The 24899-nt window shown below is 65.5% G+C and carries 20 protein-coding genes and 1 pseudogene; 8 read left to right on the top strand and 13 right to left on the bottom strand.

The window, feature by feature from the left end:
* Window position 1 precedes the first annotated feature (1 nt).
* From TSB10GB4_RS09805 to TSB10GB4_RS09785, 5 genes are all read right to left on the bottom strand, one after another.
* Window positions 2–1288 carry an HgcAB-like fusion protein gene (locus tag TSB10GB4_RS09805; protein ID WP_186386072.1) on the bottom strand — a complete coding sequence of 429 codons (1287 nt, stop codon included), beginning with the start codon at window positions 1286–1288 and terminating at the stop codon, window positions 2–4.
* Window positions 1281–1943 carry a corrinoid protein-associated methyltransferase CpaM gene (cpaM, locus tag TSB10GB4_RS09800; RefSeq protein ID WP_186395600.1) on the bottom strand — a complete coding sequence of 221 codons (663 nt, stop codon included), beginning with the start codon at window positions 1941–1943 and terminating at the stop codon, window positions 1281–1283. Before cpaM ends, TSB10GB4_RS09805 begins: the two co-directional genes overlap by 8 nt.
* 71 nt (window positions 1944–2014) lie before the next feature.
* Window positions 2015–3451: an AmmeMemoRadiSam system radical SAM enzyme gene (gene amrS / locus TSB10GB4_RS09795; protein ID WP_186395599.1), complete on the bottom strand. Its 1437-nt coding sequence runs from the start codon at window positions 3449–3451 to the stop codon at window positions 2015–2017.
* A 40-nt stretch (window positions 3452–3491) separates the two neighbouring features.
* Window positions 3492–4799, bottom strand: a complete 1308-nt coding sequence (locus TSB10GB4_RS09790) for a coproporphyrinogen-III oxidase family protein (protein ID WP_186395598.1) — start codon at window positions 4797–4799, stop codon at window positions 3492–3494.
* 46 nt (window positions 4800–4845) lie between these two features.
* Window positions 4846–6222 carry a radical SAM/SPASM domain-containing protein gene (locus TSB10GB4_RS09785; protein ID WP_186395597.1) on the bottom strand — a complete coding sequence of 459 codons (1377 nt, stop codon included), beginning with the start codon at window positions 6220–6222 and terminating at the stop codon, window positions 4846–4848.
* 448 nt (window positions 6223–6670) lie between these two features.
* Between TSB10GB4_RS09785 and TSB10GB4_RS09780 the strand changes: the two genes are divergently transcribed.
* On the top strand, window positions 6671–7540 hold the full coding sequence (locus TSB10GB4_RS09780; protein WP_208984623.1) for a DMT family transporter: 870 nt from the start codon (window positions 6671–6673) through the stop codon (window positions 7538–7540).
* A gap of 13 nt (window positions 7541–7553) precedes the next feature.
* On the opposite strand, the gene TSB10GB4_RS09775 is transcribed toward TSB10GB4_RS09780, so the two are convergent.
* The 3 genes from TSB10GB4_RS09775 to TSB10GB4_RS09765 all read right to left on the bottom strand — a co-directional run bounded on the left by TSB10GB4_RS09775 (window position 7554) and on the right by TSB10GB4_RS09765 (window position 12877).
* Complete coding sequence (locus TSB10GB4_RS09775) at window positions 7554–10655, bottom strand: efflux RND transporter permease subunit (protein ID WP_186395595.1); 3102 nt, start codon at window positions 10653–10655, stop codon at window positions 7554–7556.
* A 10-nt stretch (window positions 10656–10665) separates the two neighbouring features.
* Window positions 10666–11829: an efflux RND transporter periplasmic adaptor subunit gene (locus TSB10GB4_RS09770; protein ID WP_186395594.1), complete on the bottom strand. Its 1164-nt coding sequence runs from the start codon at window positions 11827–11829 to the stop codon at window positions 10666–10668.
* 85 nt (window positions 11830–11914) lie between these two features.
* A complete protein-coding gene (locus TSB10GB4_RS09765) occupies window positions 11915–12877 on the bottom strand; it encodes a zinc-binding alcohol dehydrogenase family protein (protein WP_186395593.1) in 963 nt (320 codons plus the stop codon).
* Between the two features lie 90 nt (window positions 12878–12967).
* On the opposite strand from TSB10GB4_RS09765, the gene TSB10GB4_RS09760 reads away from it, so the two are divergent.
* On the top strand, window positions 12968–13411 hold the full coding sequence (locus tag TSB10GB4_RS09760; protein WP_186395592.1) for a MarR family winged helix-turn-helix transcriptional regulator: 444 nt from the start codon (window positions 12968–12970) through the stop codon (window positions 13409–13411).
* Between the two features lie 15 nt (window positions 13412–13426).
* Here the strand turns inward: TSB10GB4_RS09760 and TSB10GB4_RS09755 are convergent, their stop codons facing one another.
* Window positions 13427–14368 (bottom strand): LysR family transcriptional regulator, encoded by a 942-nt coding sequence (locus tag TSB10GB4_RS09755; RefSeq protein WP_186395591.1) that lies wholly within the window; start codon window positions 14366–14368, stop codon window positions 13427–13429.
* 127 nt (window positions 14369–14495) lie between these two features.
* On the opposite strand from TSB10GB4_RS09755, the gene TSB10GB4_RS09750 reads away from it, so the two are divergent.
* The 3 genes and pseudogenes from TSB10GB4_RS09750 to TSB10GB4_RS09740 form a co-directional block, all read left to right on the top strand.
* Complete coding sequence (locus tag TSB10GB4_RS09750) at window positions 14496–15041, top strand: carboxymuconolactone decarboxylase family protein (RefSeq protein ID WP_186395590.1); 546 nt, start codon at window positions 14496–14498, stop codon at window positions 15039–15041.
* A 66-nt stretch (window positions 15042–15107) separates the two neighbouring features.
* Window positions 15108–15593, top strand: coding sequence for a nuclear transport factor 2 family protein (locus TSB10GB4_RS09745; protein ID WP_186395589.1), 486 nt, complete (start codon window positions 15108–15110; stop codon window positions 15591–15593).
* A 28-nt stretch (window positions 15594–15621) separates the two neighbouring features.
* Window positions 15622–16002: pseudogene (locus TSB10GB4_RS09740) on the top strand (pyridoxamine 5'-phosphate oxidase family protein); the annotation flags it as partial.
* A gap of 382 nt (window positions 16003–16384) precedes the next feature.
* Here TSB10GB4_RS09740 and sigJ read toward each other — a convergent pair.
* The 3 genes from sigJ to TSB10GB4_RS09725 all read right to left on the bottom strand — a co-directional run bounded on the left by sigJ (window position 16385) and on the right by TSB10GB4_RS09725 (window position 18399).
* The gene (sigJ, locus tag TSB10GB4_RS09735; RefSeq protein WP_186395588.1) at window positions 16385–17272 is read right to left on the bottom strand and encodes an RNA polymerase sigma factor SigJ; all 888 of its coding nucleotides are present in this window, start codon (window positions 17270–17272) and stop codon (window positions 16385–16387) included.
* On the bottom strand, window positions 17262–17723 hold the full coding sequence (locus TSB10GB4_RS09730) for a carboxymuconolactone decarboxylase family protein (RefSeq protein ID WP_186395587.1): 462 nt from the start codon (window positions 17721–17723) through the stop codon (window positions 17262–17264). Before TSB10GB4_RS09730 ends, sigJ begins: the two co-directional genes overlap by 11 nt.
* Before the next feature lie 289 nt (window positions 17724–18012).
* Window positions 18013–18399 carry a cytochrome b/b6 domain-containing protein gene (locus TSB10GB4_RS09725; RefSeq protein ID WP_186395586.1) on the bottom strand — a complete coding sequence of 129 codons (387 nt, stop codon included), beginning with the start codon at window positions 18397–18399 and terminating at the stop codon, window positions 18013–18015.
* An 850-nt stretch (window positions 18400–19249) separates the two neighbouring features.
* Between TSB10GB4_RS09725 and TSB10GB4_RS09720 the strand changes: the two genes are divergently transcribed.
* Window positions 19250–21427, top strand: coding sequence for a P-loop NTPase fold protein (locus tag TSB10GB4_RS09720; protein ID WP_186395585.1), 2178 nt, complete (start codon window positions 19250–19252; stop codon window positions 21425–21427).
* 243 nt (window positions 21428–21670) lie between these two features.
* Here TSB10GB4_RS09720 and TSB10GB4_RS09715 read toward each other — a convergent pair whose 3' ends face one another.
* Window positions 21671–22852 (bottom strand): MFS transporter, encoded by a 1182-nt coding sequence (locus TSB10GB4_RS09715; RefSeq protein WP_186395584.1) that lies wholly within the window; start codon window positions 22850–22852, stop codon window positions 21671–21673.
* Here TSB10GB4_RS09715 and TSB10GB4_RS09710 point away from each other — a divergent pair.
* Both TSB10GB4_RS09710 and TSB10GB4_RS09705 read left to right on the top strand, forming a co-directional pair.
* Entirely contained in the window at window positions 22823–23821 is a 999-nt protein-coding gene (locus tag TSB10GB4_RS09710; RefSeq protein WP_244570873.1) for a LysR substrate-binding domain-containing protein, read from the top strand. The two genes, TSB10GB4_RS09715 and TSB10GB4_RS09710, sit on opposite strands and share 30 nt — an antisense overlap.
* A 348-nt stretch (window positions 23822–24169) precedes the next feature.
* On the top strand, window positions 24170–24676 hold the full coding sequence (locus TSB10GB4_RS09705) for a ClbS/DfsB family four-helix bundle protein (protein ID WP_186395583.1): 507 nt from the start codon (window positions 24170–24172) through the stop codon (window positions 24674–24676).
* Window positions 24677–24899: the final 223 nt, after the last annotated feature.

Genomic DNA, 24899 nt, shown 5'->3' with positions numbered 1-24899 from the left:
GTCAGTAGGAGGCCTCGGCACGGTTTGCATCGTCGATCTTGGGCTCGGGGTTGCGAAGGGCAGGGCGGCGCTGCACGGTGCGCACCGGCCGCACGCCGTCCGCCGCCAGGGCCTGCTCGTCGACCACCAGCGTCTGCCCCTGGAATTTCAGCGGCGCGCCGATCCAGCGCGTTTCCGCCTCCAGATGCTGCCAGTCGCGGGTCATGATGGTTTCCAGCCCGGCGATGCTCTTCACGTCGCCTTTCCACTCCTGCGAGGTGTTGTAGAAGGCGTCGTCATGGCAGGCCTTCACGCAGGCAAGACACTCGATGCACTGGTCGGGGCGCACCGACACCGCCGGCCCTTTCGCCAGCCGCGCCAGCACGCCCTTCGGACAGACATAGATGCAGTCGTAGCAGGAGGTGCATTTCACCGGATCGATGATCGGCTCGAAATGGCTGCGATAGTCGCCCTTCTTCAGCCAGCGCTTCGGCGTGGTCTTGTAGATCGTCGAACTGCCGCAGCCGTCGAGCGAGATCAGCAGCACGATGGCCGTGAGCGTCGCGGCCCACAGTCCGACCTCTTCCGCCGGCATCCGCGTGTACCATGCCACGCCCGCCAGCCCGGCCAGCGACACGCCCAGATGCGTCAGCGTCTTCGCCCAGCGGCGCTCTTCGGGGAGAATGTCCCAGAAGGCGAACCAGGTCAGGTGCAGCAGGAAGATCAACCCCATCGAGATCAGCGCATACTGCGGATAGAAGAAGGCCACCGGGAACAGCGTCATGCAGTAGACCAGCGCCGTCGACAGTGCCTGTTCCATCCGGTCGAGAAAACCGAACTGCGCCAGCGTCATCGGCTCGGAGCGGCGGTAGTTGGCGCGGATATAGGCGGGAAGGTCGTCGAGATGCGTCGGCCCCCAGGCCAGCTTGAACCCCGTCTGCCGCGTCACTTCCTCCGCGTCGATGCCGGGCGCGGCATAGGGCGGCGCGATGATCCGCCGCCCGGCCACCACGTCCTTCAGCCCGGTGACGTTGATCGCGTCGATCACGTCATATTCGTTGTATTCGTTCATTCCGGCGGCGCACCAGACGTTCGAGCCCTTGGAATTCGCCACCAGCAGGTAGCAGTCGAAGGGGGCGAGCACCTTCATCAGCCGGTGCACCGTCAGCGTGTAGTTGCCGCTCAGGAACACCGGGCTGTTGGCATCGGGATTGCCGATGCGGCGCAGTCCCAGCGCGCAGGGAAAGTTGAAATGCCGGAAGAAGACGTGGAACGTCTCGTAGAGCTTGGTCGTGATCCACTCAAACATGGCGCTTCACACCTTCTATCAACTGGAAGGTGGACATGGGCCAGGTCTTCTTCTCGGTGATCTCGAAGCCCGCCGCCTCGATGACGCCCTTGAGGTCCTTCACCGGAAAGAAGGCCCGCCGCAGGATGGCGAATTGCGGTACCCACATCAGCGTCATGACCACCCGGAACAGCACCCGCGAGACCCTGCCCTCGGGCCAGACCTCGTCGGCGATCAGCATCTTGCCGCCCGGTTTCAGGATCTCGTGGCATTCACGGAAGATGTGTTCGAGGTAGGGCTTCGACAGTTCCCCCACCACCATGGTGGAGACGATCACGTCCAGGCTGTTCGGCGCGAAATGCTTCTTCAGGTTGGTGACGCTGTCCTTGATGATGGTGAAGCGGTCCTCGCGCCCTGCCTTCGCGATGTTGCGGCGGCACTCCTTCAGCATGCTTTCGGAAATGTCCATGCCGGTCACGGCCGCGCCGTGCTCGATGCATTTCAGTCCCAGCGAGCCGGTGCCGCAGCCGATGTCCAGCACCTGGTCGCCCTGCTTCATCCGGCTGGCGATGGTGTTCTTGATCCGGTCGATCTTGCCGCCGGTCAGCAGCTTGACCGAGACGTCGTAGCGCTCCGGTGCGTATTCGACCCACACCATCCAACTGTACATCAGCATCGTGACCTCCCTTCCGTTACGTGCCGGACTGTCGGCTCGCCGCCTGCGCGGATGGCGGACAGGGGGCGGGTTCAGGCGCGCGCCATCGCGTCCATGCGCTCCTCGCGGTAGCCCGCGATCTCGCGTTCCAGGCTCTCGGATGTCGGGAAATGCGCCCGGTCCAGCACCGGATAGAAGTGCAGAACGGCCCCTTTCGGCAGCGTCACTCGCACGCCGGTCTCGTCGTCGGTCTGCCGTGAGGCGATGATCCGCCGCAGCACGCCGCCGGTGGCAAAGCTCTGCACCGGTACCGCGTCCGTGCCGATCCGCTCCAGTTGCAGCGCGCAGACGGTCTGCGCGTCATGTGTGACCTCGATGTGGACGGAGTTCGCCTCCGCGTTCCACAGGAAGTCCTTGCTGCAATGCGTGTCGGGCGAGGTGGGCAGCGCGACCTCCGCAGCGCGCCCCTTGAGTGCCTGCCGCACGTCGTTCGGCGTGCCGCACTGGGTGCAGCATCCGGCCTCGTCCAGCGCCACCGCTTCGGCCTTCAGCCCGTAGCGGCGCACTGTGCGCGTGCCGCAGCCCGGACAATGGGTGTCCGACACGCCATCGCGGAACATGTTGCCGCAATAGACATAGCGAATGCCCGCCTCCATCGCCATCTCGCGGGCTTTCAGCACGATCGCCTCCGGCGTGCGCCTCACGCTGGTGTAGAGATAGGCCGGGTGGAAGGCGACGTAGTGCAACGGCACCCGGTCGCCGACATGCTCCAGCACCCAGGTATTGGTCTTGGCGATCTCCTCCTCGGTATCGTTGCGCCCGGTGATCAGCAACTGGCTCAACTCCAGATGCCGCCCCGAGGCATGCACCTTGCGGATCATGTCCAGCACCGGTTGCAGATGCGTGCCGCCCGTGAACTTGCGATAGAACTTCTCATCCATCGACTTCAGCGAGATGCTGAAGATGTCGATACAGTCGATCAGTTCGTCCACCGCGCCGGATTCGATGTAGAACGCCGACTTGTAGAGTGTGATGATCCCCGCCGACTGGGCAAGCCGCGACGTCTCCACCACGAATTCGTGCCAGACGACAGGGTCGTTGTAGGTCCAGGAAATCACCTCGATCCCCAGCATCTCGCAGGTGGCGACGATCTGTTCGGGTGTGTAGCGGCGCACATCCGCCTGATCCAGGTGGCGCACCTGCGATGTCCGCCAGTTCTGACAGAAGTCGCAGGACATCATGCAGCCGATATTGCCCAGCGACAGGATCTTCGCTCCGGGTCGGAAGTGGTTCACCGCCTCGGTCTCGATGTATTCCATCGTCGCCTCGACAGACTTGCCGTAGTTGAACGTGTACAGCTCGCCGCCGATATTGCCGCGCACACCGCAGCGCCCGAGGTGCCCCTCGGCGATCTTGCAGTGACGCGGGCTCAGGTTGCACACCACCATCGAACTGCCGTTGCCGGCCTTCTCCCAATGGGTCGCGGGATAGGCGTCCCGCATCCAGGACACGTCTTGATCGATTTTCATGCCGGCCTCCAAACTGATGCGACGGGAAAAGCGAAAGGGATCAATCGAGGATCAACTCGGACAGGCCGAACTTGACCTCTCCCGGCTTGGCGGGGGCGAGGTCTTCCTCGACATAGAAGCGTTCCCAGACAGCGTTCGAATAGAGTTGCCCCTTGCGGGTCAACCGCACTTCCTCGCCGTCGTCGGTCAGGTAGCCTTCGGCCTCCAGTGCCCGCAGCACGTCGCCATAGACCAGGTCCATGGACACGCCGAACCGCGCCTGGAAATCGGTCTTGAAGACGTTGCCCACCTTCAGCCCGCGGATCATCACCCGGCGCATCTCCTGCTCCTTGCTCAGATGCGTCGAGAAATCGAGGATCGGCTCTCCGGCGTTGATCCGGTCGATATACTGTCGGATATTGGTGATGTTTGTGTACATGAACTGATGAATTGCCGATTTCGACGAGACGCCGAAGCCGATCATCGGCCATGTTCGCCAGTAATAATCAAGGAAGCGGCAGTAATGATTCGCCCGCGCCGGGTGGTAATAGCCCGAGGTGCTGCCGGTGACGTAGCCCGCCTGCTCCAGCAGGTCGAAGGCCCGCACCGCCATTGCCTTCTCTTCCTCGATCAGCGGCAGCTTCTGCCCCTTCTTGAGGATCCAGTTATGGTAGGCGGTGTTCTCCCAGACCTCCAGCGGATAGACCGTGATGCAGGACATCTCCAGGTCGATGGCGCGGGCGACGGAGTCTTCCCAGATCTCGGGCGTCAGCCCGATCAAGGGATAGATCAGGTCGACATTGACATGGGTGAAGCCCGAATTGCGGATCGCCGTCACCGCGCGGTCGATATCGCGAAGGTCGTGCGGCCGGTTGGTCTGCCGCAGGATGCCCTCGTCGAAGCTCTGGATGCCGATCGAGAACCGGTTGAAGCCTGCCTCGAACAGCGCGTCGATCTTGTCCTGGTCGACGCTGCGCGGATCGAATTCCACCGCGACCTCGGCGCCGTCGGCCACCTCGAACGTGTCGCGACAGGCCTGAAGGATGCGGATCAACTGGTCCGCCGTCAGCAGTCCCGGCGTGCCGCCGCCGAAATAGATCGCCTCGATGCGGAACCTCGGGAATACCGGGTTGGCGGGAAACGCCTCGATCTCCTTGATCAGCGCCTGGACATAGGCCTCGCGCAGATCGTCCTTCGAGTTCACCATCACGGTGTAGTCGCAGAAGTGGCATTTAGTCGAACAGAACGGGATATGGATGTAGATCGATGCATCCTGCTTGCGAAAGAAATTGCCGAAATCCGTGTAGGTGTAGTTGAACGGATAGGTGTGGATGTTGCGGCGGATGTATTTGTCCTGCTGGATGTTCATCTGATCTTCCTGTCAGGCTGTTCCGGGTCTGGATGAGCGGGGCATGTCAGGTCAGCGGTGTCAGGCACTGCAGGCCGGGGGGCGCGGATCGATGCGCTGCGCGTCCGGTCTTCAGCGTCGGACGTCCGCAGGAGACGAAAAGGTCGCTGAGCACGGATCTGTCCCGCCCGCGCAACTCCGGCCCGGCGCGCCCGATGGTCTCGATGGCGGCGTCGACCAGACGGAACTGGAAGCGGCAACTGCGCGGATCCGGGCGGTTCATGTCGCCGCTGCGGACGAAATTCTCCTGCTTGCAGCCGCCGCTGCACAGGTAGCGGATCGCGCAGTCCGCACACACCGGCGTGTCGTTGATCGACGTCCGCCACCGCTCGGTCGTCGCCGCGTCGACGCCTTCGGAGAAGCTGCCGCTGCGAAAGTCGACCTCGCCCACCAGCCGGTGACAGGGCATCACGGACTGGTCCGGCGAAAAGGTGAAATACTTGCGTCCGCCGGAACAATGTCCGTTCGCCACTTCTCCCAGCAGGATCATGCGGATGATCGTTTCGATCTCCAGCACGCCCTTGAAGCGGTTGTCGTCCGAGAACAGCGTCAGATAGGCCCGCGCGAGGTCGCGATATTCCGCGTCCACCTTGTCGTCGCACAGCGCGTCGATCTCGTCCCGGCTGCGGCCGGCGAACGTGTCCGCGAACACCGGCTTGAGAAAGCTGTCGCCGACCACGGCGGGCAGGATCTGGAACCAGTCGAAGATGTTCTCGCCGTGCAGTTCCCGTACATCCGCGACGAGCGAGGAACCGGGGAACGGCACATAGGTCATGCGTGCCACCAGCGTGATGGCCTCGGACCGCTGGCGCACGCGGCGACAGTTGGCGATGATCTGCTCGAAGGAGCCTCGCCCGGCCAGGTTCGGACGGTTGCGGTCATGCGTCGCCGCGCCGCCGTCGATGGACACCGACACGGTGAAGCCGAAGCGCTCGAACAGGCTCAGTTCCCGCTCGCTCAGCCGCGTCGTCAGATTGGTCGAGATGCGGTAGTGAAAGCGGATGCCGCTGTCTGCGGCCAGCGCGATTGAGCGCTCGCACAGCGTCTCGATGGCGTCGAAGTTCATCATCGGCTCGCCGCCGAAGAACTCCAGCCGCATCGCGTCCCCGGCGCCGGCATTCTCCGCGATGAAGCTCAGGATCGCATCCAGATCCGTGTCCGTATTCAGCTTTCCCTTGATCCGCCCGTAGTCGCCCCCTTCCGCGAAGCAGTATGTGCACCCCAGATTGCAGACCGACGTCAGGTTGATGTTCAGAGCCAGGTTCGCGCCATCCAGCGGCGAGGCGCGCTCCAACCGATCCCGGTTGAGCGACGTCAGATGGCCCGCCGTCCGCAACTGCTCCAGATCCCTGGCGACCCGCTCCGCCAGCCCGGGGGAAAGCACCTCGGGGTCCCTGCGGTCTTCCGGGGGCGTCCCTTTTATTTCATAGAGTTGGTGCGTTTCCGCATGCAGGATCCAGGCTTTTGCCGCCGCCTGGACGATGTGGAAATCCGGTGTGTCAGGGCGTTGGTCACGCATCCGTTTCTCGCTCCGCGTCGAACTACGGTTAACACCTCTTAATATCGGTACTTTGGTACCAAGCTCAGTGCAAGCACAATCTTTGGGCGAGTTAACCTATGGTAAAACAATCTTAGCGAGTTTTTACGAGGCGGCGGGAGGACCTGCCCCGACTGGGAATTTCGGCTGCTGACGGCAAGTGCAGGGCCGGCCACGCCAAATCGCGAAACCCGGCACAGCGTCGGCGCGTGGCGACATGCAATTCGGCTTGAAGTTTGAATATCCCGGAGTTAGGTACCAATATACCAAACTACCAAAAGCCGAAAGAAGCTCCGTGTCGATCCGCGCTCTCTCCTCCTCCGGCGTCTCCTGGGCGCTGCTTGCCGCCCTGCTCTACACTCTTGCCGCCGCTGCGGCGAAGGTGCTGGTGGGTGACTTCCACGTTCTCGAGATCCTGTTCTTCCGGCAGATCGTCGTGCTGCTGTCGACCCTGCCCGAGATGCGGCGCAGCTTTCCGCAAGCGCTTTACACCAGTCGTCCCGGCCTGCATGCCATCCGCCTGGTCGGCGCCTTTCTCGCGCTGTCCTGCGGCATCTGGGCCGTGGCCGTGCTGCCGCTCGCCACGGCGACGACCCTCGGCTTCTCGCAGGTCTTCTTCGTCGCGCTGCTGGCCCGGTTTTTTCTCGGCGAAACTGTCGGGCCGAAAACGTTTGCCGCCATCGCGCTGGGCTTTGCCGGCGTGCTGGTCGTCATGCGTCCCGGCGGGGAGGGCCTGTCGCTGCTCCATGCCGCGATCCCGCTCCTCGGCGGCGTCGGCGGTGCCATGGCGGTGATCAGCGTGCGCCGGCTGGCGCAGACCGAGAGCACCGCCACGCTGCTGCTCTACCAGTCGCTGTTTGTCGGGCTGCTCAGCGGCCTGCCGCTGGTCGTCCTCTGGGTGACGCCCGACCTGCCGCAACTGCTTCTGCTGTTCGGCATCGGCATTCTCGCGACGCTTGGCCAGTGGTGCGGCGTTCAGGCGCTGCGTCTCGCCGAGGCCAGCGTCGTCGGCACCCTGGACTACATCAAGCTCGTCTATGCCGAACTGCTGGGCATCCTGGCCTTCGACGAGCGCTCCGATCGGCAGACGGTCTTCGGCGCGGCGCTGATCGTGCTCGCGGCCTATGCCACGGTGCGCCTGCGCCCGCGCCCGCGCGGTCGCTGAGGGCAGGCCCGGATCACGGTGACCTCGCCGGTGCTTCGGTGGAGCCCGGCGGCGGAGGCGCGTTTGCGGCAGTCGGCCGCCGTCTCTGCGTGACGAGGCGAACGAGGTCGTCGACCAGTTCGTAAAGCACGGGGATCACCAGCAGGCTCAGGAAGGTCGAGGTGATCAGGCCGCCGATCACGACGATGGCCATGGGGGCGCGGAAGCTGGGATCGGCGCCGAAGCCCAGCGCGATGGGCATCATCCCGGCGCCCATCGCCAGGGTCGTCATGACGATCGGCCGGGCGCGCTTGCGGCAGGCGTCGAGCAGCGCATCCAGCCGCGACAGTCCGCGCTCGCGCTGCGCCACCAGGGCATATTCCACCAGCAGGATCGAGTTCTTGGTGGCGATGCCCATCAGCATGATCATCCCGATCATCGCCGGCATGCTGAGATGGGTGGCGGTCGCCACCAGGGCCAGCAGGGCCCCCGGGATCGACAGCACCAGCGCCCCGAGGATCGTCACCGGTTGCGCCCAGGCGCGGAACAACAGCACCAGAACGATGTAGATGCAGGCGATGCCCGTGCCCATCGCCAGTTGGAAGCCGTGCCCCAACTCGTTCGAAGTTTCCGCCGGGCCGATCTCGCTCTTCGTCAGGCCCGGCGGTAGCTGCGTCAGGCTGGGCAGGGCCGCGACCCGCGCCTGCACCTCGCCCAGCGCCCGCCCGTTGAGGTCGACCTCGAAGGTCACGTTGCGCAGGCGGTCCAGTCGGTTGATCTGGGCCGGACCGCTGGCGATCTCGATCTCGGCCACGTCGCGCAGCGGCACCGCGCCGCGCGCCGCCGGCACGGTGAGCTGGCGCAGCAGATCGAGGTCGGCTGCGGCCGCCTCGGGCAGGCGGACGACGACCGGCACCTGGCGCCGCCCGAGGTTCAGCTTCGGCAGGAACTGGTCGTAGTCGCCCTGGGTCGCCACGCGGATCGTCTCGGCGATGACCTCGGTGTTGACCCCCAGATCCGCCGCGCGCGCGGTGTCCGGGCGCAGGATCAGCTCGGGCCGTTGCAGGCTCAGGCTGCTGACCACCTGGCCGATGCCGTCCAGGCCGCGCAGGTCCCGCTCGACCCTGGCCGCATGCCCGGCCAGCAGATCGCTGTCCTCGCCCGAGAGCACCATTGCATAGGTCTCGCCCGCCACCAGCGCGATGCGGGCGCCGGCCACCTCCTGCAGGCCGTCGCGCAGGTCGCGCTCGATGTCCTGCTGGGTCAGGCCGGGACGGTCCTTGCGCGGCGTCAGGTTGACGGTCAGGGTCGCCATGCGTGCTTCGGCCACTCCGCCGGCGGGGTTGTCGGAGGCGTTGCCGCTGCCGATGGCGGTGAACACGCTCCTCACCTGCGGGTGCTTCGCCACCGCGCGGCGCGCCTCTTCGGCGGTCGCGAGCGTCCGGCCGTAGGGGCTGCCGGGTGGCAGTTCGACGGTGATGCGGATCTGGCTGAGGTCGCCGGCCGGCAGGAAGTCGGTCTTTATGGCGCCCGATGCCAGCGGCAGGGCGCAGGCCAGGCCGAAGAGGCCGACGAGCGCCAGCGTCGCCCCCTTGTGCGTGAAGGCCCAGCGCGCCGCCTTCAGATAGGCGGGGATCCAGAAGGGCTCGGCATGCGGCCGGCTGGGCGGCTTCAGCAGATAGGCGGCCATCATCGGCGTCAGCATCCGCGCCACGGCCAGCGAGAAGAACACGGCGACCGATGAGGTCCAGCCGAACTGTACGAAGAACTTTCCCGCAAGTCCCGGCATGAAGGCCGTCGGCAGGAAGACCGCGATCAGGGTGAAGGTGGTGGCGATGACCGGCAGGCCGATCTCGTCGGCTGCCTCGCGCGCGGCGACCAGCGGCTCCTTTCCCTGTGCCATATGGCGCACGATGTTCTCGATCTCGACGATGGCGTCGTCCACCAGGACGCCCACGACCAGCGACAGCGACAACAGGGTGACGATGTTCAGCGTGAAGCCCATCCACTGCATGAACAGGAAGGTGGGCAGGATCGACAGCGGCAGCGCCACCGCGCTGATAAGGGTGGCGCGCAGGTCGCGCAGGAACAGCCCCACCACCACGACCGCCAGCACGGCGCCCTCGATCAGCAGCGACAGGCTGCCCTCGAAGTTCTCCACGACCGGGTCGATGGCATTGAACGCCTCGACAAGGTCGATGTCCGGATGCTCCTGCTGCAGCGCGTCGACCGCCTTGCGCACGCCGCGGGCGACCTCGATGTCGCCGGCGCCGGTGGTGCGCAGGATCTCGAAACCGACCACGGGCCGGCCGTCCAGGAAGGCGCCGCTGCGGCGCTCGGCCTGGGTGTCGGCGACCGCGGCCACCTGATCGAGACGGATCACCCGGCCGTCGGGCAGCGGAATGTCCATCGCGGCCAGTTCGGCCGCTGAGGAGGCTTCGACCACCGTCCGCAAGCTCTGTTCGCCGCCGCCGAGCCTGGCGCGTCCGCCGGGAGCCTCGAGCTGCACCCTGGCGAGCCGGCGCGAGACGTCGGCCGCGCTCAGGCGCAGGGCGAGGAGCCGGTCCGGGTCGAGCTCCACCCGCACTTCGCGCGTCACGCCGCCCACGCGCGTCACCGCTCCGACACCGGGCACGGCCAGCAGGCGCCGGGTGACCCGGTCGTCCACGAACCAGGACAGAGCCTCCTCGTCCCGGCGCGAGGATGCCACCGTGTAGGTCAGGATCGGATCGTTCTTGAACTCGATCTTGCGGATGACGGGCTCGCGGAGCGCGGCGGGCAGGTCGCCCCGCACGCGGGCCACGGCGGCGCGGGTGTCGTCGAGGGCCTCCTGCGGCGGCTTGTCCAGGCGGAACTCGGCCGAAACCGTGGCCACCCCGTCCTGCACCACGGTGTGCAGATGCCGCAGCCCCTTCATGGCGGCCATGGCGTTTTCCAGTTTGAGCGCCACTTCGGTTTCCATCTGCGCCGGGGCCATCCCCGGCAGGCTGGCGGTGACCGTGATCATGGGCAGGTCCACGTCCGGGAAGTTCTGCACCCTGGCGCTGTGAAAGGCGAAGAGGCCTGCCAGCGTCAGCATGGCGAACAGCAGGACGGCCGGAACGGGGTTTCGGATCGACCAGGCGGAGACGTTCATGGTGCCCTCCTTACCGCAGCGCCGGGAGGGGCGCGCCGCCCGCCGCCACGACGACGCGCACCGTCAGGCCGTCGGAGAGGAAGCCGACGCCGGCTTCGACGACCGGCATGCCGGGCTCCAGCCCGGCGCGGATCTCGATCCGCCCGCCGCGCCGCGCGCCGACCGTCACCTTCTGCTGCCGCGCCCTGCCGTCCTCGATGCCGAAGACATAGCTGAACCCGTCGCGCAGCAGGACGGCGGTGTCGGGCAGGGTCATCACCTCCCGCAGGTCCAGCAGGATGTCGCCGCGGGCGAAGAGGCCGGCGCGCAGCACGGCGGAAGGCTCCAGATCGACATACACGATGCCGCTGCGCGTCAGCGGATCGACCTGGGGAGAGACCCGGCGCACGCGTCCTTCGGCCGTCTCGCCGCCACTGAGGGCGAGGCGGACACTCTGGCCGGGTGCCAGCCGGGCCAGATCGGGGCCCGGCAGTTCGGCCCGCCATTCCAGCCGGCCCTGCCGTTGCAGGCGCAGGATCTCCTGTCCCGCGTGCACGAGCGCCCCTTCCACGGCGGCCACGGCACTGATCACCCCGTCGTCCGGAGCGCGCACGTCGGTGAAGTCCAGTCGCAGTTGGTCGGCCTGCACCCGTGCGCGGGCGGCCTCGAGCCGCGCTTCGGCCATTTCAGCCGCGGCGACAGCCTGTTCGAAGGCCCGGATCGCGAGGGTCTCGCGCTGGTGCAAGGTCCGGGCGCGTTCGGCGGCACGGGCCGCCTCGGCGTCGGCGGCGCTGGCCTCGCGCAGGGCCGCGCGGCTGGCCTTCAGCTCCGCCCTCAGCGTGCCGGTGGCGAGCCGGGCCAGAAGCTGCCCCCTGGTCACCCGGTTTCCGGTCTCGACCAGCAGTTCCGACAGGCGCAGCCCGCCGATCTCCGCTCCGATGACGACCTCCTGCCAGGCGGCGATGCTGCCGACAGCGGGCAGGGTCTGGGGCCACCGTTCGCGCGCGGCGGAGGTCAAGCTGACCGACAGGGCCGAGGGGGCGGCGGGAGGAGGCTCGGAAGAGGTCGCGCCGCGCACGAGCGATGGCCATGGCAGCCCGATGGTCAACAGGACGGCCACCAGGACGGCCAACAGGGCGGTCAGCCCGATGGCCGGCCCGAGGAGCAGTGTCAGGGAAGACCGGCGACGGCTCATGCGCACCTCTTTCGGCTGAGCCCCGTCCGGCCGCAGCCGAAGCGAAGGGGCGAGGCGGTGAGATTTCCCTCCTCCCGGCGGCCGGTCATGGGGTGAAGACGATGCGGGTGTTGCCCGGATCGGGACGCGACCAGGTTCGTTCGACCTGGTTAAGCGGGACGGCCCGCGCGTCCACGCGGAAGGTGCCGCGGGCGATCTCCCTCGCCAGCCTCGGCAGCTCGCGCAGGATGGCGCGGCCCGACACGGCCCCGTGTCCGCTGCCGAGGACGCGAAGATCCGCCCGGCGCAGGAGGGTGCCCGGGATCGGCGCGATCTCGCCGGCCATCGAGCCGACGTGGATCCAGGTCAGCGGCAGGTTCCGGCTTTCCCGTTGCGCCAGCATGGACTCCATGCAGCGCACGGCGCTCTCGCCCCAGATGAAGTCCAGCACCACATCCGTCTCGCAAGCGGCGGCACCCAGCCGCTCGTCGCCCAGCAGGATGGTTCCGGTGGCGCCCAGCGCCGGCAACTCCGCCAGCCTGGCCGCGTTGCGGCCCACGGCGAAAATCTGCGAGGCGCCCAGATGCCGGGCGATCTGCACCGCCAGCCGCCCCGAGCTTCCGGTCGCGCCCAGGATCAGCACCCGCCAGCCGCGTTGGAACGGCAGGCGCCAGCGAAAGCCCGGCGCCCGGCAGCGCAGCGCGATCCACGACGCCATGGCCGGGTTCATCGCCGCCGCGATGGCGACCGGATCGCAGCCATCCGGCAGTTCGATGCTGTGGCTGCGCTCGATCACGGTCCGCTCGGCCATCGTTCCGATTCGGCCGTGCTCTTGCACGAAATAGCGCAGCTTGCCGTCGGGACCGCGCCCGACCCCATCGATGCCGGGGACCTGAGGCAGTTCGGCGGTGCTGGAGTAATGCAGTCCGGCGGCGCGGCCCCGCGTCACATGGTGCAGGCCGGCCGCCAGCACGTCGATCGGCATGTCTGTCGGCGCGCGGGCCTCCGGATCGGCGAAGTCGCCATATCGCGGTGGTTGATCGAAAGCGGTGATGACGGCAGCTTTCACGGGGTCCTTCCTTTCGGGCGTAAACATGATTAAATTCGCATTACGAATTAATATGGTTCGCAATACGAACAATGTCAAGATGGAGCTGCGATGCAGACGCAAGACGAGACGCCCCCCGCATCCGGCGACGGGCTGGCCGATGCCCTGATGACGACCGCCTTCGTGATAATGGCCGTCGTCAACCGGATCGCCGCCGAGCACGACCTTTCTCAGTCGCTGCTTCGGGTTCTGGGCATCCTGCGGGACCGCCGTCCGCGGATGGCCGAGCTCGCCGACTATCTCGGGCTGGAGAAACAGACGATGTCGGGCCTGGTCTCTCGGGCGGAGAAGCGCGGACTGGTCGCCCGCGCGCCGAATGCCGAGGACGGACGGGCAACCGATGTCTTCCTGACGCGCGAGGGGGCCGAACTGGTCGACCGACTGCATGACGAGGGGCAAGCCGCCCTGGCCCCGATCCTCGACAGGCTCGAGGCGCCCGATCGACAGCACCTCGAGGATCTTCTCCGCCGTCTGGTCGGCGGCCGGCAAGGCTGACGGGTTGCGGCGCGGTCAGGAGGGGCCCGTCGGCGGCGCGCCGTCCGGGGTCTCCCATGCCAGCCGGTCGAGGACGCCCTTCAGCCGAGGCGCCGCGAAATCGAGAAACGCCCGGATCTTGGGAGCAACGAGCCGCACATGCGGATAGACCAGGTGAACCGGTTGCGGCGGCAAGGTGAAAGCCTGCAGTATCGGAACCAGCGTGCCGTCGCGGATCTGCTCGCACACCATGTAGGACAGGGCTATCGTGATGCCATGCCCCATCGCGGCGGCCTGTATCGCCGGGGTCGCGTCGTTGATTTCGAACGTCGGTTGCACAGACACGCTCCCGGTTTTCTGCCCGTTCCGGAAGCGCCATTCGCGGTTCGGCATCAGGCCCGTGAAGGCGATCACCGAGTGGTGCCGCAGGTCCGCCGGCGATGCGGGGACCCCGCGCCTTGCAAGATAATCCGGGCTCGCGACCAGGATCCGATGGACCGAGCCGATCCGCTTGGCGATCAGGGTCGAGTCCGGCAGGTGTCCGATCCGCACCGCGATGTCGACCCCTTCCTCGACGAGGTTCACGACACGATCGAGCAGGAGAACGGACGCCGTCACCCGCGGGTACTGTCCGAGGAAGCCGCAGACGACCGGCGCCAAGGCGGATCGGCCGAAGGTCACCGACGCCGTGATGTTGAGGTGGCCCCGCGGCAGGGCGGTTTCGCCCACCGCCTCCTTCTCGGCAGTGTCGAGATCGGCGAGGACGCGCCGTGCGCTCTCGAGGAAGCGCTGCCCGACATCGGTGATGGTCAGGCTGCGTGTGGTGCGGTTGAAGACGCGGGCGCCGAGCCGCTCCTCAAGTGCGGAGATGGCGCGGGTGACCGCCGGTGGCGACAGGCGCAGCCGCGCTCCGGCCTTGACGAAGCTGCCCGCGTCGGCCACCGCGATGAACACCTCGAGCTCATGCAGCCGGTCCACTTATTATTCCTCCTTGAGGAATAAAATATTTCATAAAGCGAGCATTCTTTCAATCGATGCCATGAACCAGATTGGGCGGACGCAGTGCCCGGAGCACCGCATCCTCAACCGTACAAGGACTGACTTCATGGCTCGTGTTGCCGTTATCGATCCCCAAACCGCCACCGGCGAGGCCAAGCAGCTTCTGGACGCCGTCCAGTCCGGTCTTGGCATGGTTCCGAACTTCATCCGCGTGCTGGCGAACTCGCCGGTCGCTCTCAACGCCTTCCTGGGTCTCCATGGAATCGCCGGCGCCGGCGTGCTCGACGAACGGACGCGCGAACGCATCGCGCTGGCTGTCGCCGAGCAGAATGCCTGCCAGTACTGCGTTTCGGCGCATACCGCGATCGGCCGCAAGGTCGGCCTCGACAATAACGAGATGCTCGCCAACCGGAGGGGCCGGTCCTCGGATGCCAAGGCGGAGGCCGCGCTGATCTTCGCGCGCGCCCTTGTCGAGCACACCGGTCAGGTCAGCAAGGCCGAGTTCGAGGCCGTGCGCGCGGCGGGTCACTCCGACGCCGAGATCATCGAGATCATCACGCATGTGGCGATGAACATCTTCACCAACCTGCTCGGCAAGGCGACTGAGGTCGAAATCGACTTTCCGAAGGTCGAACTGAACACGGCCGCCTGACGGCGCGAAGGCATCCGGGCGCAGCTTCGGCTGCGCCTTTTCCCTCTGAACCGAAGGAGACACCCCATGACCGAAACGACGCAGCCCGGCGTCCGCCACCCCTTGCCGCCCTTCACGCGCGAGACCGCCGTCCGGAAAGCGCGGATGGCCGAGGACGCCTGGAACAGCCGCGACCCGGAGCGGGTGTCGCTCGCCTATACGCAGGACAGCGGTTGGCGCAACCGTGCCGAGTTCCCGGCCGGCCGCGCCGAGATCGTCGCCTTCCTGCAGCGCAAATGGGCGCGGGAACTGGACTATCGCCTGATCAAGGAGCTCTGGGCCTTCGCCGAGAACCGGATCGCGGTGCGGTTTGCCTACGAATGGCGGGACGATGCCGGAAACTGGTTTCGCAGCCACGGCAACGAGAACTGGGAGTTCGACGAGCACGGCCTGATGCGGCTGCGCTTCGCCAGCATCAACGACCAGCCGATCCGCGACGCCGACCGCAAGTTCCACTGGCCGCAGGGGCCTCGCCCCGCGGATCATCCGGGCCTTTCGGACCTCGGCCTGTGACGCCGGCGCGAGACCGCAGGAGGACACTATGCCCCATCATTTCGCGCAGATCGCCTTCACGCCGACGGTGAAGAAGGTGCAGGAGGCGTTGGGAAGCCGGTCCTCCTATGCCCGCATGGAAAGCGCGCCGGAGGCCGTCAACCAGCGGCTCACTCCGGCGGAAGCCGGCTTCATCGCGGCGCGCGATTCGCTCTACATGGCGAGTGTCGGCGAGACGGGCTGGCCCTATATCCAGCATCGCGGCGGGCCGGCCGGCTTCGTGCGCGTGCTCGACGAACGCACGATCGGCTTCGCGGATTTCCGCGGCAACCGCCAGTATGTCAGCGTCGGCAACCTGACGAGCGACGACCGGGTGTCGCTGTTCTTCATGGACTACCCGAACAGGACGCGACTGAAGCTCTTCGGGCGGGCGACACTCGTTGGCCTCGACGACGAGGCGACCCTGTCGCGCCTCGAAATGCCGGACTATCGGGCCCGTGTCGAACGGGGGCTCCTCGTCACGGTGGAGGGGTTCGACTGGAATTGTCCTCAACATATCACCGAGCGCCATACGCTGGAGGACATGCGCGCGATGACCGCGCCGCTGGTGGCCCGGATCGCCGAACTCGAGGCGGCCCTGGCCCGGCACGCGGAAGCAGGGCATTCGGATGGGCGCGCGCCTCGCAAACTCCACAAGCCCGCGCGAACCCCGCCAACGCCCGGTGCCGGACCTCGGCGAGCGGATCATCCGACCGGCCGACCCGTCGGCCATGGGTCAGGCGCCGGGTCAGGCGCGCCGCGCGGGCGTCGGGTCAGGCGCGCCGCGCGGGCGGCAGATGCCTCAGCTTCTCCGGGTTGCGGACGATCCAGATCGCCCGGATATGCCGGCCCACGATGTCGAGCGCGGTGGTCTGAAGGACGCCGTTCGGCTCGACGGAGACGAAGCCGGGCGCGCCGTTGATCGTGCGAAACACGGGGGTCGGCGGCATCTCGGGCGCCTTGCGCGCCAGGCCGACGAAGAAGCCGACCGCCCGCCGTTTCCCCTTCAGGACGTTGATCGCCGCCAGAACCTTGCCGCCGCCATCGGTGTGGACCTCGATCTCCTCGCTGAACAGGGCGAGCAACGCCTGCATATCCCCCTCGCGGCTCGCCCGCCAGAAAGCCGCGACCATCCGTGCGGCCTCCTCGCTGGCGGGCGTATCGACCGGCTCGGCGCCGGCCAGCTTCCGGCGCGCGCGCGACACCAGTTGGCGGCAGGTGGCCGGGGAGCGGCGGACGATCTCGGAGATGTCCTCGAAATCGAAGTCGAACGCATCGCGCAGGATGAAGGCGGCGCGCATCTCTGGCGACAGATGGTGGAGGGTCAGAACGAGCGCGATCCTGACATCTTCGGTCAGCATCCATTGCTGTTCGGCGCTCGCTGCCGTGTCCTGCACCAGAGGATCGGGCAGCCAGGCGCCGATATAATTCTCGCGCCGGATCCGCGCCGAGCCGAGGTGGTCGAGACAGAGCCGCATCGTGGTGGCGCTAAGCCACCGCGGGGCACAGGCGATCTCCGCCAGGTCCTGTCGGGAGAACCGCAGCCAGGCCTCCTGCAGGATATCCTCCGTTTCGGCCACCGAGCCGGTCATCCGATAGGCCAGCGCCGCCAGCCGGCGGCGCTGGCGCTGGAAGACGACGATGTGTGCTTCAGGCGGCATCGGCCGCCGCGCGTCTTGGATGGACCGAGCGGAAGGCGACCGCGAAGCGGTTCCACGCATTGATCGTGTTGACGATCAGCGTCAGTTCCACCCGCTCGCGGGGGGCGAAGGCGGCCGCCAGGTCCTCGTAGTCGCCGTCCGGCACGCCGCTGGCCTCGATCCTCGTCAGCGCCTCCGCCCAGCGCAGCGCCGCCCTTTCGCGAGTGTCGAAGGCCGGGCTTTCGCGCCAAGCCGCGAGAACGTCTAGCTTTTCCTGCGAGACGCCGGCGTCCAGCGCCGCGGGCGCATGCATGTGCAGGCAATAGGCACAGCCGTTGATCTGCGAGACCCGCATCTTCACCAGCAGGCGCAGGGCGGGCGAGATGCTCAGCGCGCTCGCCGCCTCCTCGAGCGCCAGCATCGGTTTCAGCACGTCGGGGGCAATCCGGAAATAGTCGAGACGGGCCGTCATGGGGAACTCCCTTGCGTTGATGTCGCTCCCTAGACGATTGACGCCCGCCCGGTGTGACACACATGCGCAAAAAAATCTGCTCCCGTGGCCGGGCGCGGGGCTCCGCGGATCCCGGCCCTCCTGTCCCCGCATCCGGCCTTTGCGGATTTCGAGACGGATTTTGCAAAATTCCGTCTCGACATCGCGAAAATTCGGCGCGCGCCTCGCAAACTCCGCAAGCCGCCATCGGACAGGCAACGGCTCCGCCAACGCCCTGCGGCGCAGGCCGGCTCGGAGCCGGCAGGGCGAGTTATTCCCGCAGCCGCTCCGGCTCGTCGGCGCGCAGATAGGCCTCCTGCTCGGGCGTCAGGACGATCCGGTCGAAGCCGGTCACCATCGGGCGCACATGGCGCAGGAAGCCATGGCCGATGGTCAGCAGATAGACGTGGATGATCACGAAGGTGAAGATCGCGAAGCCGGCGAGGATGTGGAGGTTGGCGACAATCGTCATCCAGAAGCCGCCCGGGTCCCAGTGGCCCCACAGCGCGTGCAGCAGATAGATCAGCCCGGTCGACCAGATGGCCGGGAACAGCACCACTTTCAGCGCCAGATAGCTGAGCGCCTGCAAGGGGTTGTGCTTGCGCGTGAAGATCTTCCGATAGGGGTGCTCCTCGCCCCGGAACACCCCCCCAGGCATAGAAGCGGGCAACCGTGAGGAGCCCGCCGAAGCTCGGCCAGAACTGTTTCCAGGCGCCGGTGGTGAACAGCCAGAAGGTCGCGAAGGCCCACAGCAGCAGCGGCGCCGCGCCGATCCGCCGCACCGGCCTCCCCAGCCTGTCGGGCGGGACCATCGCCATCCTCTCCCCCGCAGATGGAATGCGCTATATTCAGAAAACAAGATATTATCCGCGCCCCCGCGTCAACGCGATCGGCGGCCCGGGGCGAAAGGGTCGCACCATGGGCTGTGGGCGGCGTCTCGGGCCGGGCGCCGGGCCGGGCCTCGGGCGTCTGGCGGTGGGAAGCGGGCCTCGGCCCCGCCGTCACGGGCGTTCGGAGATCGTGTCCGAGCGCACCGCCCTGGTCAACAGGGAGGCGCAGGACGCGCGCAGGACCTTGGGGCAGGATGCGTTGCCGGACGCCGGAACATCCGGCCGCGGCCGGCCGGGAGACGGCTTTTATCAGAGCAAGGGGCGGGGAGGCGAAGGTCGCCCCCGGCCCACGCCGCCGGGGCCGCGTGGGCGAGGCAAAACGGCGGAGCAAGACCATGGCGGAGACCTGCGCTTGCGCCGGAGCCCTCCGGGTCGCGAGCCGCGAGCGGCGGGAAGGGGGAAGCGGACAGGCGGGTTTGGGGCGCGCGGACAAGAAAGCTATCCTTCATCTTGTAAGCCGGTTCGGCGACAATGCGCCCCATGCCGACCGTTCCAACTGGGCAGCGCAATGCCAAGTGCAGACACCAATCAAGCGACCTCTGATTTGCGGCTAGAGAGCAAGGGCACTATTCTTAGATCAGATGCCGTATTATTGGGGCAGCAATGACAAAAAGAAGCGTGCTGGGTGACGACCTGCCGAAGCAGAATCCATGGGTTCAGGATAGGCTCAATTATGCTCCGTTCGCCTCGCGCATAACCAAGGTCATCACCTCTTTGACCGCGCCGAACGGCTATGTGATCGGAATTCACGGGCAATGGGGAACGGGTAAATCGACCGCTATCAATTTCATTCTCGCCTACCTGAACAAGCACAATGCGGAGCATGAAGACGATCAGGTTATCCACATCGACTTCCGTCCCTGGATCGTATCCGGCCATCAGGATCTGATAACCGTCTTCTTCAAGATCCTATCCGAACGCTTGGGTCCGAGAGACAGCAAGTGGGTCCGTTTCTGGCGCCGAACACTTCGGTTCATGCACGGGACTACGGACAACCTCGTCGACGCTGCGGCGACAGTGGCATTGACCGTTGACCCCACCGGCACTGCCTCTGGATTCGGGTCGAATGTCGCCAAGAAGTCGGTCAATGCTTTGCTTGGACGCTTCCTGGAGGACCCGTCGCTGCAGACCGCCTACGAAAGTCTGAAGGACCAGCTTAGTCGAAGCGGTAAGCGTTTCCTCGTTACAATAGACGATATTGACCGTCTCGATGACGACAACGTGCGGGCCATCATGCAGATGGTCAAAAGTATTGGCCGGTTACCAAATGTCGTCTATCTCTTGTCGTATGATAGGGACATCGTGTGGGACGCCCTGGATCGGAAGGTAAACCGCATCGGTCCAAGGTTCGCAGAAAAAATCGTCCAGCAGGAAATCGAACTCCCCATACCATCTCGGAACGCTCTTCTGGCGATCCTCAACGAAGAGATTTCATTTCTGACCGTCGACACTCCCGCCACCACGCGCTGGCACTACCTTGTTCGTGACGGCATCAATCGGTGGATAAGATCTCCCCGTGACATTGTGCGCCTGTCGAATGCGGCCAAGTTTTCTTGGCCGGCCATGGAGGGTGAGATCGATCCCCAAGATCTTCTGGCGATGGAGGGTATTCGTCTGTTCGACCAAGCAGCATTTTCTTGGATCCGAGACAATCGCGACTTTATTTTTACAGAGGGCCGTTTTTTCATGTCGAACGACGACGTGAAAATTGAAGCCGCTGAAGATCTGAAGGCCCGGATCCCCGATGGTTGCCGTTCGCAGGTAATGCGCATTTTGACGATCCTTTTTCCTCAGGCTGGCAAATGGTTCGAAGGCAAGGGGCACTATAGTGACGAAAGCTTCATTGAGACCACCCGTAGAAGAGGAGTAGGGAGCGCAGCCGGATACGACACGTATTTCGGTTTGCATCCGTCATCCGATGCTATCCCCAAGGCAGTGGTCAACGAACTCATGTCTAAGCTCGACAGCGCCGATGATTGCGAACGCATCATCCGGGCTTATCTGGGTCGGACCAACAGTCGTGGCGAGTTAATGGTTGCAAAGCTGCTTGATGAGCTGCGTGTACAATTCCGACATCCCCATGCAGCAATGCCTCAGCAGGGCCTGCTGGATGCTCTGTTCAGGGTCGGCGAGGAGATTATCTCCATCGATCGCGATGCCGGTATGTTCGAGCTTTCACCGAGATCGCAGTTGATGTTTCTCGTCAGAAATATGCTTGAGCAGTGGGGCGTAGAAGCAGCAGGCGAGCATCTTGTTGAGGCTTTCGGCAAGGCCGATTCTGCTATGTTCCTCGCCGAACAGTTCACGGATCGTGGTCGGGAACTCCAGATCTTCAAATCGAGCTCGACTGAGCCTCCGACAATCGACGCCGAGGCATTCGCCAAACTTGGCAAAACGCTGGTGGGTAAAATCAAGCAGGGAGAAGTCGAGAGAACTCTCGAGAAATCTGCCTATTACTTCAATATAGTTCGTGCTTGGGCATATCTATTAGGTGCTGACCAACCGAAGCAGTGGCTCGCCAGAGGCATGCTCGAAAGCGCCGATTTCATGGCGAAAGCTGCGCGTGGTTTGGTCAGTTACAGCCTCGGCACGCCTGTTCGTCGCTACACGATGCGCGACAACCCAGATCGAAATCTTTTTGACCTTGACGTGCTTTTGGAGGCTGGTCGAAAGCACTTGGCGGAAACAGACCTGACAGATGACCAACGCAGCATTATCACCGCTATCCTCCGAGGGGCCGAGCACCTTAAGCAGGGCAGGTCGCCCACAGTGGATGACTTGGAGCGCAATGATTAGTTCAGTTCAATCTGATTAGCTGCGTCGGTTCATATCCAGCGTTAAACCAGTTTGTCTGCTTGCCCTAGTCTACAGTGTCTATCCTCGACAGCCTGTCACCAAAAATACGATATGCTGGTTGAGGCCCGACTACTTTCGAAAGCTAGAGATCCTGGGCGGAACGCCCGCATCGGCGTCGCCTGCTGCCATCGCGCTCCTCCTGGCATGTCATGGCCGGGCCGGACGCCGTTTCCGGCACCATTATCAGTCCACGACCTGGGATTGCCGCGACAGGAGCAAGGCCAAAGCCGCCGAGACTGCGCCGAAGGCGCATGTGCCGGTCCAGCCCCAGGCGGCATAGGCCGCACCGCCGATGCCCGCTCCGACCGCGCCCCCGAGCAGCATGGTCGCCATGAACACGGTGTTGAGCCGGCTGCGGGCGGTCGGATCGAGCGCATAGACGCGCGCCTGGTTGGCAACCTGCGAGGACTGCACGGCAAGGTCCAGAACCAGAATGCCGACAACGAGGCCAAGGAGGGAGCCCTGCCAAAGCCCGAAGATGGCGAAGGCGAGCAACACGAAACCCGCGCCGATCGAGACCACCACGGCCGGCCCGCGCTTGTCCGCAAAGCCCCCGGCGATCGGCGCGGCGAGCGCGCCGGCAACGCCGACAAGCGCCAGCAGACCGACCGCCGTTCCGCCAAGCCGATAGGGCGGATCGGACAGCAGCAGCGCCAGCGTCGACCAGAAGCCGATGAACGCCGCGAAGATCAGGAACTGCACCGCAACCGCGCGCCGGAGAACGCCATGCGTGCGCACCAGCGTCCATAGGGACCCGAGCAGGCGCGGATAGCTCAAGTCGGTTGTTGGCGGCACACGGGGCAGCCAGAGCGCCAGCGCCGCGCCGATGGCGATCATCAGCACTGCCGCGAACCAGAACACGACAGGCCAGCCCCAGGCGTCCGAGATCGTGCCGCTGATCGTACGGGCAAGCAGGATGCCGATCAGGATGCCGCCCGTCACCGTGCCGAGAATGCGCCCGCGCTCCGCAGGCGGAGCCAGATGCACGGCAAGCGGGACGATCTGTTGCGCCACCGTGGCGAACAGGCCAACGGCGAGGCTGGCCACCGCGAGCCACACAAAGCCGGGCGAGACGGCCGCGCCGATGAGAGCCGCCACCAGAGCGCCCGTGGTCACAAGAATAAGCGACTTGCGCTCCAACCGGTCGCCGAGCGGCGCGAGGAACAGCACGCCGATCGCGTTGCCCGCCTGTGTCAGCACCGGCACGATGGCGGCAGCCCCGGCCGCCAGCCCGAAATCCGTCGTCAGATGGCCGAGGAAGGCCTGGTTGTAGTAGCTGTTTGCGACGGCCGCGCCAGCGCCGACCGCAAGGAGGCGGACCAGGGCGGCGGACAGGTGATCGGATCGGGGAAGGTTGGTTTGCATGCGCGGCAGACATACATTTCGGCCTTGCCCACACAAATGATATCTCTTGCCGAACGATTGAGCTCAGCTAAACTGAAGATCATGACGCTGCCCGTTTCCCTTGGTGCGCTGCGCACCTTCGTCGAGGTCGGCCGGCACGGCAGCATCAAGCGCGCCGCGCAGGAGTTGAACGTGACGCCGGGGGCCGTCAGCCAGCAGGTCAAGGCGCTGGAAGCGCGCTTCGGCGTCCGGCTTCTCGAGCGCGGCAACCGCGAGGTGAAGCTATCCGCGCATGGCCTGCGCCTTTTCGGCAAGGTCGCTCCGGGCTTCGAGCAGATCGACGCCGCCGTGCAACTGTTCGAGGATCGTCGGCCAGGCCCGCGTTCGCTGGTCGTCAGCACCACGCCGTCCTTTGCCGCGTGCTGGCTCACGCCGCGCCTTGGCCGCTTCGCCGCGCAGCATCCGGAGGTCGAGCTCCGGATCGAGACCTCGGTGCAGCTCGCCGACATGACGACCGGGGGAGTGGACGTCGCGATACGGCACGGCTCCGGCGATTATCCCGGCCTCGATGCCGCTTTGCTGTTTGCCCCCCGCCTCATTGCAGTCGGCAGCCCGTCGCTCTTGATCGACGGCCCTCTGACCGAACCGGCCGACTGCCTTCGTTATCCGCTTCTGCAGGATCGCGACCGCGCGGACTGGCCGGCCTGGTTTGAGGCGCATGGCGTCGGGCCGGCCCGCAATGCGACGAAGGGGCCGAGCTATGCCGACGACGCCCTGCTGATCCAGGGCGTCATTGCCGGCCAGGGCCTTGCCGTCGTGCGGGATGTTTATGCCGCCCGCGATCTGGAGGCCGGGAGCATCATGCTGGCGATCGACGCGCCCATTCGGGCGAAGGCGGGATATTTCGCCGTTGTGCAGCCGGGCAGGATGACCGTGCCGAAGATCGCGGCATTCCGCCGGTGGATCATGCGCGAGGCCGGTGTCGCATAGATCCCGCGACCGGCCGAAAGGCCGCCCCCGCGAAAGGCGTCGAGCGAAGCGAGACTGCCGTGAGCTGAGACAATGGTGGAGCATCGCGCAGACATTTCGAACCCGCAGGGTTCGCAAGGCCAAGGGCCGTCCGAGCTCGTGCGAGGCCCCGACTGGAGCGAAGCCCAAAGGGCGACAGCGCGAAGTCAGATAATGGCGGGCCGTGGCCAATGAAGATTAGAACGACGCCTGCGCTTCGCCCTTTTAATGCCGCACGCTTACGCCGTTTTGAGCAACGGCGGGAATCTTGCCGATCAACGGATATGGCCAGTTCTTTTCAAAGATCGATGCTTACAGAGGAAGGAAGACATGGCTGTTCCTGCCACCAAGACGGAACTACTGGCGGCCATTACGATGACGTTCGAGCGGCTGATCGCGGATTTGGCGAAGGTTCAGCCCAACCGTGCACGTAAGGTCACGATGAAGGGCCATGCTGAAGGGACCATGATGAGCCCGGCGGATCTGGTCGCCTATCTGATCGGATGGAACGAACTGGTTCTGAAATGGCTGGACCGCGACGACCGGGGCGAACCGGTCGATTACCCCGAAGCGGGCTTCCAATGGAACCAACTCGGCCTGCTGGCTCGGAAGTTCTACGCCGATTACAGCGCGATGGAATGGCACGACCTGCTCGCCCGTCTGGAGGATGCGAAGGCAGGACTGATCGCGACGATCACGGCCCGATCCGATGAAGAACTCTATGGCGGCGCCTGGTACGGGAAATGGACCAAGGGCCGCATGATCCAGCTCAACACCTCGTCCGCTTACACCAATGCCCGAGCCCGGATTAGGACCTGGCAGAAGGCGCAGGGCTGAAGGTGCGGTTCTTGGCGGAGGGGGACCGGCAAGCACTGGCCGACGGCACGTGAGAGGCGGCATTCGCACAGCTATCGCGCGGAAATTTCACTACAGCGCATAATTAGCAGTGAATGGCGGAGGGAGAGGATCTGGAATCCAACGTTCTCTGCCTTGGCTGGGCATGCGCTGAGTCTTCTGCGGGGGGATCAGCTGGCCGTGGGGTCGGTGGGGAGCTTGATCG

Origin of the sequence: Stappia sp. TSB10GB4 (genome assembly GCF_900185745.1) — a bacterium.
Lineage (GTDB): Bacteria > Pseudomonadota > Alphaproteobacteria > Rhizobiales > Stappiaceae > Stappia.
This window is presented reverse-complemented; position numbering and strand designations above follow the sequence as displayed.

Excerpts from the sequence above, each read along its gene's own strand:
- TSB10GB4_RS09805 (WP_186386072.1), bottom strand. The coding sequence starts at position 1,288 with ATGTTTGAGTGGATCACGACCAAGCTCTACGAGACGTTCCACGTCTTC.
- cpaM (WP_186395600.1), bottom strand. The coding sequence starts at position 1,943 with ATGCTGATGTACAGTTGGATGGTGTGGGTCGAATACGCACCGGAGCGC.
- amrS (WP_186395599.1), bottom strand. The coding sequence starts at position 3,451 with ATGAAAATCGATCAAGACGTGTCCTGGATGCGGGACGCCTATCCCGCG.
- TSB10GB4_RS09790 (WP_186395598.1), bottom strand. The coding sequence starts at position 4,799 with ATGAACATCCAGCAGGACAAATACATCCGCCGCAACATCCACACCTAT.
- TSB10GB4_RS09775 (WP_186395595.1), bottom strand. The coding sequence starts at position 10,655 with ATGAACGTCTCCGCCTGGTCGATCCGAAACCCCGTTCCGGCCGTCCTG.
- TSB10GB4_RS09770 (WP_186395594.1), bottom strand. The coding sequence starts at position 11,829 with ATGAGCCGTCGCCGGTCTTCCCTGACACTGCTCCTCGGGCCGGCCATC.
- TSB10GB4_RS09760 (WP_186395592.1), top strand. The coding sequence starts at position 12,968 with ATGCAGACGCAAGACGAGACGCCCCCCGCATCCGGCGACGGGCTGGCC.
- TSB10GB4_RS09750 (WP_186395590.1), top strand. The coding sequence starts at position 14,496 with ATGGCTCGTGTTGCCGTTATCGATCCCCAAACCGCCACCGGCGAGGCC.
- TSB10GB4_RS09745 (WP_186395589.1), top strand. The coding sequence starts at position 15,108 with ATGACCGAAACGACGCAGCCCGGCGTCCGCCACCCCTTGCCGCCCTTC.
- sigJ (WP_186395588.1), bottom strand. The coding sequence starts at position 17,272 with ATGCCGCCTGAAGCACACATCGTCGTCTTCCAGCGCCAGCGCCGCCGG.
- TSB10GB4_RS09730 (WP_186395587.1), bottom strand. The coding sequence starts at position 17,723 with ATGACGGCCCGTCTCGACTATTTCCGGATTGCCCCCGACGTGCTGAAA.
- TSB10GB4_RS09725 (WP_186395586.1), bottom strand. The coding sequence starts at position 18,399 with ATGCCTGGGGGGGTGTTCCGGGGCGAGGAGCACCCCTATCGGAAGATC.
- TSB10GB4_RS09715 (WP_186395584.1), bottom strand. The coding sequence starts at position 22,852 with ATGCAAACCAACCTTCCCCGATCCGATCACCTGTCCGCCGCCCTGGTC.
- TSB10GB4_RS09705 (WP_186395583.1), top strand. The coding sequence starts at position 24,170 with ATGGCTGTTCCTGCCACCAAGACGGAACTACTGGCGGCCATTACGATG.